We start from the raw sequence: 12,887 nt of genomic DNA, 5'->3' as shown, positions 1-12,887 counted from the left end.
GGTTCATTGCCAGTCCCCCAGCGCCATTTGCCAAAGGGTCAGCGCCGCCACGACAGCCGTGTCAGCCCGCAGGATACGGGGCCCAAGGCTGACGACATGCGACTGCGGCAGGGCGGCCAGCCGGGTGCGCTCTGGCTCGGAAAACCCGCCCTCGGGGCCGATAAGGATCGCCCAGGGACCGGGGGTTGCGCCCGCAAGACGGGTGGCGGACCCGGCCTCTGTCTCGTCGCAGAAACTAAGCTGGCGATCCTCGGGCCATGTGTCCAGAAGCGTGCCCAGCTTGGTCAGATCGGTCACCTCGGGCACGAATGTCCCGCCGCACTGCTCGGCTGCTTCGACAGCGTGAGCTTGCAAGCGGTCCTGACGAATGCGCTCGGAGTTGGTGAACTGGGTCTGCACCGGCATGATCCGCGCAGCACCCATCTCTGCCGCCTTTTCGACGATGAAATCGGTGCGGGCCTTCTTGATCGGGGCGAAGATCAACCACAGGTCGGGCGGATTGCGCTGCGGGGCGGTCTGTTGCTGACACACCAGCACGCCATTGCGTTTGTTCGCGATGGCCACATCCGTGCGCCATTCGCCGTCCTGCCCGTTGAACACAAGCACACCATCGCCCACGTTCAGCCGCATCACCCCGAAAAGGTAATGTGCCTGTTCGCGTGTCAGGGCGAGCGATTGCCCTTCCCCCAGCGGGTGATCTACATAGAGCCGTATCTTTGCTGTCATGGAGCGCAACATATGTCCGACCAACCGCCGATGCCAGAGGCCGAAGGACAGGTTTCCGATGCAGTGAAGGGCAACTGGGTGGACAGATATGCGCCCGCCCCCATGCGCCCCTATTTCCGGCTAAGCCGACTGGACCGTCCGATCGGCACATGGCTGCTGCTCTTGCCCTGTTGGTGGGGTCTGCTGCTGGCGATGTTGTCGGACGGCCAGGCGCGCTGGCAGGATCTATGGATCCTTGCGGGCTGCGGCGTCGGCGCGATCCTGATGCGCGGCGCGGGCTGTACGTGGAACGACATCACCGACCGCCATATCGACGGGTCGGTGGCACGAACCGCGTCGCGCCCCATCCCGTCGGGACAGGTCAGCGTGAAACAGGCGCTGGCATGGCTGGCGGCCCAGGCGCTGGTGGCGCTTTGCATCCTGCTGACCTTTCACCCGATGGCCATCCTGCTGGGCGTGATCTCTTTGGTGCCGGTCGCGATTTACCCGTTTGCAAAGCGGTTCACCTGGTGGCCGCAAGTGTTTCTGGGCATCGCTTTCAACTGGGGTGCCCTTCTGGCGTGGACGGCGCATCGGGGCGTTTTGGAATGGCCCGCTGTCATCCTGTATCTGGCTGGTATGGCCTGGACGCTGTTCTACGACACGATCTATGCCCATCAGGACACCGAAGATGACGCGCTGATCGGGGTGAAATCCACCGCGCGCCTGTTTGGTGAGGCCAGCCCGAAATGGCTTGCGCGGTTCATGAAGGTCAGCATCGCGCTGTTGCTGATCGCCATCATCACGGCGATCCCGCGTGCCGAAACTCTGGTTCTTGTCGTAGCGTCACTGGGTGTTCTTGCCATGGCATTGCACCTGCTCTGGCAGCTGCGCCGCTTTGATCCGGAGGACAATGACACGCTGCTGATGCTGTTCCGGTCCAACCGCGACGCCGGGCTTTTGCCTGTGCTGTTTTTCGCCGCAGCGCTTTTCGCGTGATTGCGCCGCCCCGGCACTGGCTGTATCAGAGACCAACCTTTCGTTGCTCGGAATGCCCATGCGTCTGTCAAAGTTGATCATTTCGCTTCTGGCTTTCGGCCTCGCAGCACTGCTTTGCCTGGTTGTCGCCTACTTTTCGGTCCGCATCATCGAAGACAGCTCTGCCGCGGAGGTGCGCAAGGAACTCGACCTTGCCGGGCTGAACTGGGCGGAAGCGGACTCCGACGGGTTGCAGATATTTCTGGCAGGCACGGCCCCGAACGAGGCTGCCCGCTTTGACGCGCTGAGCGCGGCGGGCCGTGTTGTGGATGCGGCACGGGTTCTTGACCAGATGGATGTCGCGGACACCGTGAAACTTGCCTCTCCCCGCTTTTCTGTAGAAATCCTGAGAAACGATGCCGGTATCTCTTTGATCGGATTGGTTCCCGCCAGCACCGACCGCGAGGCGCTGCTGGAACGGGTGCGTGACGTTGTCGAGCCGGGTGAAAAGGTCTCTGACCTGCTTGAAGTGGCGCATTTCGACACGCCGGAAGGCTGGGACAACGCATTGCGGTTTGGCCTGCGGGCGCTGGAGGATCTTCCCCGCTCCAAGGTTTCTGTCGGGGCGGGCGTGGTGAAGATCACCGCCATGACGGATAGCGAGGCGATGCGCCGCAAGATGGAAAGCGATCTGGCGCGTCGTGCGGGGGACGAGGTAAAGCTGACGCTGGATCTTTCCGCGCCACGCCCTGTCATTTCGCCCTTCACGCTTCGGTTCCTGATCGAGGATGGCGTGGCGCGGTTTGATGCGTGTTCGGCCGGAACCGAAGAGGGGCGCGACCGGATTCTCGCAGCGGCCAATGCCGCGGGGATGGAAGGCAAAGCGACCTGCAGAATCGGTCTGGGCATCCCGTCCAAGACCTGGCCGCAAGCCGCCGAGATGGCGATTGGCGCATTGGCTGAAATCGGCGGCGGCAATGTGACCTTCTCTGATGCGGATATCTCGCTTCTGGCGCGCGAAGGGACGGAACAGGCCGTGTTCGACCGCGTCGTGGGAGAGCTGGAAAACGCTCTTCCGCCTGTTTTCGCCCTGACTGCCGTGCTGCCTGTCCCGCCCGAGCAGGGCGAGCAAGGCCCGCCGGAATTCGTGGCGACCCTCAGCCCCGAGGGCGCAGTTCAGATGAGCGGTCGGGTCGCAGGCGAGCTGGAGCGTCAGACGGCCGAAAGCTATGCCAAGGCGCGTTTCGGCAGCGGTTCCGTCCGCATGTCCGCCCGCGTGGCCGAGGGCCTGCCGGACACATGGTCCGTGCGCGTTCTTGCCGGGTTGGAAGCCTTGGCGCAGCTTTCCAATGGCGCTGTGACGGTCCGGCCGGATACGGTCGAAATTACTGGCGACACCGGGCGGCAGGAGGCAAGCGATACCATCGCGCAGCTGATGGCGGAAAAGCTGGGTGAGGGGGCCGATTTCGACCTCGACATCACCTATCTCAAGAAGCTCGACCTGTCGTTGGGGCTGCCCAGCCCCGAAGAATGTGAGGCGGGCATCGTCGAGATCATCGGGGACCGCAAGATCAGCTTTGAGCCGGGCGCATCGACCTTCGACAGCTCTGCCAAGGACATTCTGGATGACATCGCCGAGCTGTTGCGGAAATGCGAAGACATCCCGCTGGAAATCAGTGGCCACACGGACAGCCAGGGCCGCGAGTCGATGAACCAGCAGCTGAGCCAGGAACGCGCCCAGGCCGTTCTGGACGCGCTGCGCGACCGTCGCGTGCTGACCGCCTCTTACCGGGCGGTTGGTTACGGCGAGGAACGCCCGGTCGCCGATAACGGGTCCGCCAGTGGCCGCGAGGCCAACCGGCGCATCGAATTCCGCCTTATCCGCCCCGATCCGTCGGAAGCGGCCGAGGGCGAAGGGAACGAGGCCGACGCGGCCGCAGAGCAGAACGAGGAGACCCAAGGGGATGAACAGAACTGAATTCGTGGTGGCCACAGCCATCATTCTGTTCGTGGCGTTTTGCATGGGCTGGTTCGCCAACTGGCTTCTGCACCGCTTTACCCGCGTGTCGAAGGCCGATGTCGACCAGCTGGAGCTGATGAGTCAGGAACTGCATGATGCGGAAGAGACCCGCGATCAGGCGATCACCTATCTGCAACAGCGCGAAGCGGAGCTGACCAATCAGCTTGCACAGGCCGAAGCAGAGTTGGGCGCAGCGATGGAAGGCCTGCGCGATGCGCGGCAAGAGGCCGAAGAACTGCGCAGCTATGTCGAGCGCATAAATCAGGACTGAACGCAGTTACCAGCGTTCGAGCGCAGCCTCGTCGTCGTCCTTCGCGGCCACCCATTCAGCGCCATCGGCACCGATTTCCTTCTTCCAGAAGGGCGCGCGGGATTTGAGGTAATCCATCAGATATTCTGCGGCAGCGAATGCGTCAGCGCGATGATGCGCCGCCGTGGCAACCATCATGATCATCTCTCCCGGGGCCATGCGGCCGTGACGGTGGATCACAAGTGCATCGCCCAGCGACCACCGCGAAACAGCCTCTGCCGCGATCTTTTCCAAGGCTTTGGCGGTCATGCCGGGATAATGCTCGATTTCCATCGCGCTCAATCCGCCCGCATTGTCGCGAACGATCCCTGTGAAGGTAACGATCGCGCCCATATCGTGGCGCGCAGAGGCGAAAGCCGCCGCTTCGGCACCAAAATCGAACGGGGCTTCCTGCACAATAACGCGCATGGCTAACCCCCTGTCATCGGGGGAAAGAAGGCAACTTCGCGCACGCCGGCCAGCGGGGCATCGAAATCGGAAAGCTCCTGATCCAGCGCCACCCGCAAGGCCGAGATATCACTGAATGCGAGCGCGTAGCGTTCCTCGCGGGCGCTCAGTTCTGCGACCAGATCGGCCACCGTCGCAGCCTGACTGTCCACGCTTTCCCGTGGGATGCCGATACGCTCGCGTACCCATGCAAAGTAAAGCACATCCATGCCATCAATCCTTCAGAAAGGGGACCGCCTTGCGGAAATAGTCCCATCCGGTGATCAGGGTCAGCGCGGCGGCAATCCAAAGCAGCACCACGCCGACGTTTCCGGCCCAGATCATGCCCTGGTATTTCCAGCGCAAGCCCAGAACGTCCTCTTCCCGGTTGGCGATGATATCCTCGAACAGCGCGTGATCCAGCCCGAAGGTGGACATACCCAGATAATGTTCGAACACGCCTTGCGCAAACAGCACCGCAATCGCCACCATCTGCGCCGTGGTTTTCCACTTGGCGAGCTTTGTGACTTTCAAAGTACCCGCAGTGTCGCCCAGGAATTCCCGCAGTCCAGAGACGAAGACCTCGCGGAACAGGATGACCGTCGCGGGAAGGACCAGCCAGGGCGACATGGACGAATAGCCCACGATGACCATCAGCGCGATCACGACCATCGCCTTGTCCGCAATCGGGTCCAGCATGGTGCCAAGCTTCGTCACCTGCTTCCATGTCCGCGCAAGATGCCCGTCGAACCAGTCGGTGATCGCGGCCGCCACGAACAGCACGAGCGCAAACCAGTCAGCGTATGGGCGCGTGAAAAACAGAAACATCACGGCGATTCCGGGCGCCGCCAGAAGGCGCATCGCTGTCAGAAGATTGGGCAAGGTCCATTTCATAGCTAAGCTGTAGCGCGGTTGATCGGGACAGGGAAGGGCACCACCGCGTTGCATCGACGAAAGAATGGTTTAGCTTTGTTCGCATGCGCAATTTTATGCTCTTCATCATACTCGCCCTTGCCGCCTGCGAGCGGGACGAAACCCTAGCAGCCTATGGCGGGGTCGGGGACTGGCGGCTTTCCGCGCTGGATGGCGCGGTTTATTCCGCCACGGCGACGATGCGCATCGGGGATGGCGGCGAGGTGTCGGGCCGCGCAGCCTGCAATGGTTGGGGTGCAAGCCAGACGGCACCTTACCCCTGGTTCGAATTGACACCGATTGTTGCCACAAAACGTGCCTGCGCCGATCTGGGCGCCGAAGCGGCCTTCTTTCAGGCGCTTGGTGAAATGACCTTGGCCGAAGTGCTGGGTGACACCTTGCTTTTGACCAACGAGGCCGGGCGCAGCATGGAGTTCACTTCCGTCGCGCCCGACGACTGAGGGCATCGACAAAACGACCACGCGCAACGGGCAGCGGCTTGTGGAGCATCTCTGCCGCGATGTGATGGGTCAGGAAATGGCCCGTGGTGCCAAGCGCGGCCGCGACCTCTGCATCTTCGGCAGACCCGGCGCCCAGCAGGACGGGTGGTAGCGGCAAGAGCCGGTCGGCCCAGTCGCCTGCCCCTGCCGCCGATACGGCCCGCCCGGTGCGAGGCGAGACGTGGACAAGCCCCTCGGTGCTGCCGGTGACTGCGCAGGCCCGCAAATCCAGCCCGAATCCCAGTTCTTCGAGCAGAGACAGTTCCCACCGCAGATAGGCGAGGGGCCAGATGTCCTGCCGATCCAGCAGGTCCAGCAGCGTTTCGGTATCGCGGTAAAGGGCAGGATGCGCCTCACGCTCGGGCAGACAGAACAGGAGCAATGCCGTGACCGCGTTCAGCCCAGACAGGATCAGCCGGTCCGCCATGGCCGCATGCGCGCGCGACCGCAGCGGCTCTACCGTGAAGCTGCCAAGGTGATCCTCCAGCCGGGCGCGCCATGCGATATCCAGTTGAGCGCCGGGTTGCAGGACCGGGGCCAGTTTTCGGCTGGTCGCACCGCGCAACACCCCGGCATGGCGTCCACGCTCGGGGGTGAAGACCTCAAGAATGGCGCTGGTTTCGCCATGCTTGCGGGTCGAAAGCAATATGCCTGTGTCGCGCCATTCCATTGGTCGAGTTTGCGCCTATCCCCGTCATGCGCAACCCACTTCGGGCGGCGGGAGGGAACTTCATGGGGTCAAAGGGAGGACATGCGCCCAGTCAGCGGGGCGTTTCCGTTAACCGCCTTCGGACTTGTCTGAAATACCCTGAGCGGCGTGTATTTCGGTGGGCCGCCCGGAGTATTGCCGGCTCAGTCGGACAGTCCTGGCTCATCCAGAAGGTGGCGACCCTCCCGGTCCTCCACCTCGATTACCCAGAGGTCGGGATCGAACTGCCGTTGCCGGGCGATGGCAGCGTCAACCTCGGCCTCAAGGCCTTCTGCCAGCGTGACCCATGCCCGCGCGCCGCTCATCAGATCGAAACTGCGCTGGAACGCCTGTGCGCGACCGTCGAGCGTATTGAGCTTGACCATCACGGCGCCGGCCGTGTCGTCGCCATGTGCGGTCACAAAGGCGGGAATGTCGTGCAGGCGGAGCCGTGCGAGATAGGCATGCACCCAGAAATCGGCGGTCAGACGCGCCATGGATCAGACATTGCCATCCTTGAAGTCGAGCCCCATTTCCGAATAACGCTCTGCTTCTTCCAGCCACTTTTCGCGCACCTTGACCTGCAGGAAAAGATGCACCCGCCGACCAAGAAACTCCTCAAGCTCTTCGCGGGAGGCCTTGGAGACGGCCTTGATGGTCTCGCCCTTGTGACCCAGCAGGATGCCCTTATGGCCATCGCGGGCGACATAGATGATCTGGTCAATCCGCGCCGTGCCGTCCTGGCGTTCTTCCCAGTTTTCGGTCTCTACCGTCAATTGGTAGGGCAGCTCCTGATGCATGCGCAACGTCAGCTTCTCGCGCGTGATCTCTGCCGCAATCATGCGGATCGGCAGGTCGGCAATCTGGTCTTCGGGGTAGAACCACGTACCCTCGGGCAGCTCCGCGCCCAGCCAGGCCTTGAGATCCGCGCAGCCATAACCCTTCTCGGCGGAAACCATGAAGGTATTGGCAAATTCGAACCGGTCGTTGAGATCCTTGGACAGGGCCAGCAGGACATCCGATTTCACCCGGTCGATCTTGTTGATCGCCAGCGCCACAGTGCGGCCCTGACCAATCTCTGCCAGACGTTCCAGAATGGCCTCGACACCGGGCGTGACACCGCGATGCGCCTCGACCAGCAGCACCACGATATCGGCATCGGCAGCGCCACCCCAGGCGGCCGCGACCATGGCCCGGTCAAGCCGCCTGCGCGGACGGAACAGGCCGGGCGTATCGACCAGCACGATCTGGGCGTCCCCCTCCATCGCGACGCCGCGGATGCGGGCGCGGGTGGTTTGCACCTTGTGGGTGACGATGCTGACCTTCGCGCCGACCAACTGGTTGGTCAGCGTGGATTTGCCCGCATTGGGCTCACCGATCAGTGCGACAAATCCGGCACGCGTGGTCATTTTGGCTCCTTGGTTTTCAAGTTTGGCGGTGTAGCGCAGAGTCCCGCTTCGCGCCAGCCCTGCCATCACGCAGCAGCGAAAAGATCCCGGCCCCCACGATCAGCGCCGCGCCAAACAGAGTCATCGCGTCTGGCCGCTCGCCAAACAGGGTATAGGCGAGGATCAGCGCCACGATCAGCCGCGAATAGCGGAACGGGGCGACAACGCCGACCTCGCCGGTACGCATCGCGAATGTCATCGCGGTGTAGCCCAGCACGCCCGCGACCGCCGTCCCGCAAAGAAGAAGCGCCGCACCGGGAGCGGGCAATGTCGGCGATCCCGGCTCGAAAAAGAGGATCACCAGCCCGGCCATCGAGACCACGGCAAAGCCCAGCACGCCCAGTTGCGCTGCATGTACGGTTGCAGGGGCGGTGCGGGTGGCAAGGTCGCGGCCGGCAAAGCCGATCATGCCAAGCAGGGCGAAGACGGCGTTTGGCTCTATCCCCGAGGGTGAGGGCCTTACGATCAGAAGCACGCCCACGAAACCCAGCGCCATCGCCGCCCAGCGACGCGGGCCGATCCGTTCGCCAAGCACGACAACCGCCCCCAGCATGACCACCAGCGGCGCCGCCTGAAGGATGGCCGATGTGGTCGAAAGCGGCGTATATGCAAGGCTCAGCGCAAAGAAGAGCCGCCCAACGATTTCAAAACCCGTGCGGATCAGCAGCCCGCGCCGCAGATACGCACGCGACCAGACCGGAACGCCCTGTACCTTGGCATAGGCGGCGTAAAGGGTCATCGCCAACAGGCCGAATTGCACCGTGGCCATGCCTGCGGTTACGCCGCCTGTCCCGGTCGCCGACTTGAAAAACGCGTCCTCGATCCCGAAGCCGAGCATCGCGAGGATCATGTAAATGCTGCCCTTGAGGTTCTCGCTCATTGCCGCGCCATGCATGCGCAAGGCCGGTTCATTGCAGCTGTTCCAGCAAGTTGCGCGCCGCACCTTGTTCTGCGGCGCGTTTCGACGCGGCGGTCGCCTCGGCGCTTTGGCCAGAGGTGAGAGAGGCGCGAATGGTGAATTCCGGGGCGTGGTCGGGGCCGGTGCGGGCGATCTCTGCATAGGTGGGCGGGCGCATTCCGCGCGCCTGCGCCCATTCCTGAAGCGCTGTCTTGGGGTCGCGCGCGTCTTCGTCCACCGTTTTGATCCGGTCGCCCCAAAGGCGCAGGATCATCTTGCGCGCGGCTTCCAGCCCGGCATCGGCATAGACCGCGGCGATCACCGCTTCCATCGCGTCGCCCAGCAAGGCCTGCTTGCGCCGACCGCCGGAAAGCTGTTCGGACCGGCCCAGTTTCAGCGCGGCGCCTAGATCGACGTCACGCGCCACATCCGCACAGGTTTCCTTGCGGACAAGCGCGTTGAAACGCGGAGCGAGCTGGCCTTCCGTCGCGGCCTCGTCTCCCGACAGCAGCGTTTCGGCCATGACCAGCCCCAGAACCCTGTCACCCAGGAATTCAAGGCGCTGGTTGTCACCGCGCGCCGACGAGATGGACCCGTGCGTCACCGCGCGCAAAAGCAGCTCGGGGGTCGTGAATTCGTGCCCGATGCGCTCTTGCAGTTCCCTCAGTTCGGCCGATAGCTTCACTCGATCCCCTTGAAGTAACGATCACTGCGCCAGGTCCAGAAGAACAACATGGACCGGCCCGCAGAAGAAAACATGATACGGTCCGCACGGCCCACAAGATTTTCGTAAGGCACGAAACCGACGCCCCCAACCTGCTGAGGCACACGGCTGTCGGAAGAGTTGTCGCGGTTGTCGCCCATGAAGAAGTAGAACCCTTCGGGCACCGTGTAGATCGGCGTATTGTCCGAATTCTGCATGGCGATATTCAGGATGTCGTGGCTGACCCCGTTGGGCAAGGTCTCGGTAAAGCGGGATTTCGTGCACAGACCGCCGGTGCCGACAGGGCCGTTTTCACAGCGCGGTCTCAGCCGTTGCGGACCCTGCGGTTCTGCGATTTCCTCGAACTGGCCTGCGGGTTCAAGCTTCACCGGATCCCCGTTGAGATGCAGCACGCCCGCCTTCACCTGCACCCTGTCGCCGGGCAGACCAATCAGGCGCTTGATGAAATCCTGTCCGGTAACGGGGTGGCGGAACACAACCACGTCGCCCTGCTGCGGCTCTCCTGCCAGAAAGCGTTCGCCGCCCTTGGACGGATCGCCGGATTTCATCCAGCCGCAGACATCTTCAGCATCGATATGGATGCCAATGGCCGGGATCATGACCGTGGGGCAGGACGCGTAGGAGTAGCCATAGGCCATCTTGTTGACGAACAGAAAATCGCCGATCAGAAGCGTGTCCTTCATCGACCCGGAGGGAATCCAGAACGGCTGAAAGAACAGGGTGCGGAACACGCCGGCAATCAGCAGGGCATAGACGATGGTCTTGATCGTCTCGATGATGGAATTGCCCTGTTTGGCTTCGGCCATGATGATCTCCGATCTTGGTGGGTCTGGCGCTACATGAGGCGGCGGGGCAGGGGTGTCAAGCATACAGCCCGCCTGGCTGGGCCCCCTGCGGGTAGGTATCAGGGGATTGGGTTATCGGTCTTCGGGGGCTGTGGTCGTGCCTCGATCACCACGAAGGCCTGCGCCCAGGGGTGGTCGTCGGTCAGGGTGACATGGATGATCGCTTCGTGGCCCGGAGGGGTCATCTGCGCCAGCCTCTCTGCCGCCCAGCCGGTGACCTGCATGACAGGCTGCCCGGTGCGCAGATTGCTGACCGCCATGTCCTTCCATGAGATGCCCATGCGCAGCCCGGTGCCAAGCGCCTTTGAGCAGGCCTCTTTCGCCGCCCACCGCTTGGCATAGGTGCCCGCGGTATCCGCGCGCCGCTCGGCCTTGTGCTGCTCGATTTCGGTGAAGACCCGGTTGCGAAACCGGTCACCGAACCTGTCCAGCGTGCCCTGAATCCGCTCTATATTCGCAAGGTCTGTGCCGATGCCGAGGATCATTCTGCCTGCTCCTTTCGCCGGAACCGCTGTAGCAGAACGCCAAGCCATAGCCCAAAACGAGCGGCGAAAACCGCCCCGGCTGCCAGGGCGAGCCATGCCCCGATTTGGACAATCAGATTTGGGGACCCAAGGCGCGTGAGCGGCCCACCGCCAAAAACAAAAGACAATAGCACCGTAATGGTAGCGCACGCACCTACGATCCTAAGGCTTTGCTGCCACAGGGGCCAATGGCGGCGTTCGCGCAAATGCATACCCTCTAAGATGGTTGGCAGCATGAAAATGTAGAAAGTGATTGAACCGGATTCCAAAAGAGAGCTGGCTTCGATGAGGTATGGGCTATGCTGCGCGGCCAGAAGCGCGACGATGACGGCCCCATTGAGGGCGAGGTAGCACTTGCTCCAACGGATCAGATTAACCATCGTGCGCCCCTGCGGAGTTGACCTTCGCCAAAAGGACCTTGAGCCTGTAGCGTCGCCCATCAACTGCCATCGCTATGCCCGTGCCTCGTCCATCAGGCGTCGCATTTCGGCAATTGCGGGGGTCAGCCCGCGAAAGATCGCTTCGCCGATCAGGAAGTGACCGATGTTCAGCTCCATCACTTCGGGGAAGGCGGCGACGGGTTTGACGGTCTCGTAGGTCAGGCCGTGGCCGGCATGCACTTCCAGTCCCAGTGAATGGGCGAGGGCGGACATCTCGCGCATGCGCTCCAGCTCTGCATCGCGGTCGTCAAAGCGCCCTTCGGCATGGGCATCGCAATAGGCGCCGGTATGCAGTTCAATCACCTGCGCGCCGATCCGGTGCGCAGCCTCGATCTGGCGCATATCGGCGGCGATGAAGATGGACACGCGACACCCGGCCTCGCGCAAAGGGGCGATGAAATGCGCCAGCCGGTTTTCCTCACGCGCGACTTCAAGCCCGCCTTCGGTGGTCTTTTCCTCGCGCTTTTCGGGCACGATGCAAACGGCGTGAGGGCGGTGGCGCAGGGCGATGCGCTGCATCTCGTCGGTGGCCGCCATTTCGAAGTTGAGGGGCACTGTCAGCACATCCATCAACCCGTCGATATCGGCATCCGAAATATGGCGGCGGTCCTCGCGCAGATGCGCGGTGATGCCGTCGGCCCCCGCTTCCTCGGCCAGCTTTGCCGCGCGCAACGGGTCGGGATAGGCCCCGCCCCGCGCATTCCGTACGGTTGCCACATGATCAATGTTCACGCCGAGGCGAAGTTTGCCTGCATCGGGCATGGGGGATCTCCTGTCAGGTGCCTGTGGGCGGACCTTATTCGCCTTTTGTGGCTTCGTCAGCCGTAGCGGCCGCTTTTTTTCGCAGGCTTTCCAGCTTCGCGCGCAGTTTGCTGGTGCGCCGCTTCTGGTAGGCCCGGATGACAGGGACGGACAGGTAATAGGCGACTAGCCCGGCGCAAATGCCCGGCAGGATCCCTCCCACAAGATAGGGAAAGAAAATGTCGTCGTGAAAGCGGTGCAGGTTGTGCCAGTCGGCGGGCTTGTCACCGAAGAAAGCGACAAGGTTGTCCTTCAGGTCGGCGGCGGCATCAAGAAACTTGCGTCCCAGCCATTCGGGGTCATCCCCTGCTGGGTGCCGCCGATTGCCCAAGAGGAAGTTCCCGGTCTTGAGGGAAATGACCGCAATCGGAAGATATGTCAGCGGATTGCCAAAGAAGGTCCCAAGCAGGGCCGCAAGGATATTGCCGCGCACTGCCAGTGCCACCAGTGCCGCAACGACGAAATGCATGCCATAGAACGGCGTGAAGGTCGTGAAGACCCCGGCAAAGATCCCGCGGGCGATCTTTTCAGGCGAATCGGGCAGGCGGCGCAGCCGGTGCTTGACATATTGCGCGGCACGTCCCCAGCCGCCTCGCGGCCAGAGGCCCTCGAGCACGATCTTCCAAATCGGCCGTCTGTCGCGCCGCTTGAAGACCAAGGCTTGTCCT

At 62.8% G+C, this 12,887-nt stretch carries 18 protein-coding genes; 4 read left to right on the top strand and 14 right to left on the bottom strand.

Annotated elements, in window-relative coordinates:
* Positions 1–3 precede the first annotated feature (3 nt).
* The gene (locus tag EDD52_RS14225) at positions 4–726 is read right to left on the bottom strand and encodes a 16S rRNA (uracil(1498)-N(3))-methyltransferase (RefSeq protein WP_132246096.1); all 723 of its coding nucleotides are present in this window, start codon (positions 724–726) and stop codon (positions 4–6) included.
* A 12-nt stretch (positions 727–738) separates the two neighbouring features.
* On the opposite strand from EDD52_RS14225, the gene ubiA reads away from it, so the two are divergent.
* Genes ubiA through EDD52_RS14210 form a run of 3 tightly spaced genes read left to right on the top strand, consistent with a single transcriptional unit; the run spans position 739 to position 3,974 of the window.
* Positions 739–1,704, top strand: coding sequence for a 4-hydroxybenzoate octaprenyltransferase (gene ubiA / locus EDD52_RS14220; RefSeq protein ID WP_243651949.1), 966 nt, complete (start codon positions 739–741; stop codon positions 1,702–1,704).
* A 58-nt stretch (positions 1,705–1,762) separates the two neighbouring features.
* The gene (locus tag EDD52_RS14215; protein WP_132246092.1) at positions 1,763–3,661 is read left to right on the top strand and encodes an OmpA family protein; all 1,899 of its coding nucleotides are present in this window, start codon (positions 1,763–1,765) and stop codon (positions 3,659–3,661) included.
* Positions 3,648–3,974 carry a hypothetical protein gene (locus EDD52_RS14210; protein WP_132246090.1) on the top strand — a complete coding sequence of 109 codons (327 nt, stop codon included), beginning with the start codon at positions 3,648–3,650 and terminating at the stop codon, positions 3,972–3,974. Before EDD52_RS14215 ends, EDD52_RS14210 begins: the two co-directional genes overlap by 14 nt.
* 6 nt (positions 3,975–3,980) lie before the next feature.
* On the opposite strand, the gene EDD52_RS14205 is transcribed toward EDD52_RS14210, so the two are convergent.
* The 3 genes from EDD52_RS14205 to pgsA are packed head-to-tail and all read right to left on the bottom strand — an operon-like array spanning position 3,981 to position 5,333.
* Positions 3,981–4,421: a molybdenum cofactor biosynthesis protein MoaE gene (locus EDD52_RS14205; RefSeq protein ID WP_132246088.1), complete on the bottom strand. Its 441-nt coding sequence runs from the start codon at positions 4,419–4,421 to the stop codon at positions 3,981–3,983.
* Between the two features lie 2 nt (positions 4,422–4,423).
* Positions 4,424–4,669, bottom strand: coding sequence for a molybdopterin converting factor subunit 1 (gene moaD, locus EDD52_RS14200; RefSeq protein WP_132246086.1), 246 nt, complete (start codon positions 4,667–4,669; stop codon positions 4,424–4,426).
* A gap of 4 nt (positions 4,670–4,673) precedes the next feature.
* Positions 4,674–5,333 (bottom strand): CDP-diacylglycerol--glycerol-3-phosphate 3-phosphatidyltransferase, encoded by a 660-nt coding sequence (gene pgsA, locus EDD52_RS14195; RefSeq protein WP_132246084.1) that lies wholly within the window; start codon positions 5,331–5,333, stop codon positions 4,674–4,676.
* A gap of 95 nt (positions 5,334–5,428) precedes the next feature.
* Here pgsA and EDD52_RS14190 point away from each other — a divergent pair, with 95 nt between their 5' ends.
* Positions 5,429–5,812, top strand: coding sequence for an META domain-containing protein (locus EDD52_RS14190; RefSeq protein ID WP_243651948.1), 384 nt, complete (start codon positions 5,429–5,431; stop codon positions 5,810–5,812).
* Here the strand turns inward: EDD52_RS14190 and recO are convergent.
* From recO to EDD52_RS14140, 10 genes are all read right to left on the bottom strand, one after another.
* Positions 5,787–6,521 carry a DNA repair protein RecO gene (gene recO / locus EDD52_RS14185; RefSeq protein WP_132246080.1) on the bottom strand — a complete coding sequence of 245 codons (735 nt, stop codon included), beginning with the start codon at positions 6,519–6,521 and terminating at the stop codon, positions 5,787–5,789. The two genes, EDD52_RS14190 and recO, sit on opposite strands and share 26 nt — an antisense overlap.
* A gap of 182 nt (positions 6,522–6,703) precedes the next feature.
* Complete coding sequence (locus tag EDD52_RS14180) at positions 6,704–7,036, bottom strand: DUF1491 family protein (protein ID WP_132246078.1); 333 nt, start codon at positions 7,034–7,036, stop codon at positions 6,704–6,706.
* A 3-nt stretch (positions 7,037–7,039) separates the two neighbouring features.
* Positions 7,040–7,948 (bottom strand): GTPase Era, encoded by a 909-nt coding sequence (gene era / locus EDD52_RS14175; RefSeq protein ID WP_132246076.1) that lies wholly within the window; start codon positions 7,946–7,948, stop codon positions 7,040–7,042.
* A 16-nt stretch (positions 7,949–7,964) separates the two neighbouring features.
* Positions 7,965–8,867 carry a DMT family transporter gene (locus tag EDD52_RS14170; protein WP_132246074.1) on the bottom strand — a complete coding sequence of 301 codons (903 nt, stop codon included), beginning with the start codon at positions 8,865–8,867 and terminating at the stop codon, positions 7,965–7,967.
* A gap of 28 nt (positions 8,868–8,895) precedes the next feature.
* Entirely contained in the window at positions 8,896–9,570 is a 675-nt protein-coding gene (gene rnc / locus EDD52_RS14165; protein ID WP_132246072.1) for a ribonuclease III, read from the bottom strand.
* Entirely contained in the window at positions 9,567–10,415 is an 849-nt protein-coding gene (gene lepB, locus EDD52_RS14160; RefSeq protein WP_207906031.1) for a signal peptidase I, read from the bottom strand. Before lepB ends, rnc begins: the two co-directional genes overlap by 4 nt.
* 98 nt (positions 10,416–10,513) lie before the next feature.
* Positions 10,514–10,939 (bottom strand): holo-ACP synthase, encoded by a 426-nt coding sequence (gene acpS, locus EDD52_RS14155; protein WP_132246070.1) that lies wholly within the window; start codon positions 10,937–10,939, stop codon positions 10,514–10,516.
* Complete coding sequence (locus EDD52_RS14150) at positions 10,936–11,358, bottom strand: hypothetical protein (RefSeq protein ID WP_132246068.1); 423 nt, start codon at positions 11,356–11,358, stop codon at positions 10,936–10,938. The genes acpS and EDD52_RS14150 overlap by 4 nt, the downstream gene beginning before the upstream one ends.
* A 72-nt stretch (positions 11,359–11,430) precedes the next feature.
* A complete protein-coding gene (locus tag EDD52_RS14145; protein ID WP_132246066.1) occupies positions 11,431–12,180 on the bottom strand; it encodes a pyridoxine 5'-phosphate synthase in 750 nt (249 codons plus the stop codon).
* 34 nt (positions 12,181–12,214) lie between these two features.
* Entirely contained in the window at positions 12,215–12,877 is a 663-nt protein-coding gene (locus tag EDD52_RS14140) for a DUF2062 domain-containing protein (RefSeq protein WP_132246064.1), read from the bottom strand.
* Positions 12,878–12,887 lie beyond the last annotated feature (10 nt).

It is taken from the genome of Primorskyibacter sedentarius, from assembly GCF_004342065.1.
Taxonomy (GTDB): Bacteria; Pseudomonadota; Alphaproteobacteria; order Rhodobacterales; family Rhodobacteraceae; genus Primorskyibacter; species Primorskyibacter sedentarius.
Note: the sequence above shows the minus strand (reverse complement) of the source record. Positions and strands in the feature narration are given on the sequence as shown.